Origin of the sequence: Burkholderia sp. BCC1985, assembly GCF_905339915.1 — a bacterium.
Taxonomy (GTDB): domain Bacteria; phylum Pseudomonadota; class Gammaproteobacteria; order Burkholderiales; family Burkholderiaceae; genus Burkholderia.
In genome coordinates this window covers 1-328 of sequence record NZ_CAJPGY010000146.1, presented here as the reverse complement: position 1 = coordinate 328, position 328 = coordinate 1, and the positions used below count along the sequence as shown (strand labels likewise).

At 58.5% G+C, this 328-nt stretch carries 1 pseudogene; it reads left to right on the top strand.

The features are described from left to right. Positions 1 to 49 precede the first annotated feature (49 nt). Positions 50 to 328, top strand: a pseudogene (locus tag U4Z31_RS37040) (hypothetical protein); the annotation flags it as partial.

The window sequence follows — 328 nt, the reverse complement described above, 5'->3', positions numbered from 1 at the left end:
GCCATATAGCTTGGCGAACGCAGACGGCCCATACAAATCCGATACGTTCATGGATACCTGGTCGCAACGCACGACGAAGGACGGCAGCGGACGGCGTGGACGACAAACCTACGTGGCGCGCGCGAAGACGTTCGGCACATTCCTGTCGATCATCGGTGCTCGAAAAGCATACGAACAACCTGCCGACAAAATCGATGAGGACATGGAAAACGAGCGGGTCTCGCCGACGAGCAAGCGGTCTTATGCGGCGCAAGAGGATCGCGCGAGGCACGGGCTGAATGAATCGACATATGGCCGCGTCACCGCATATTGCTGCCCGCACGACCAA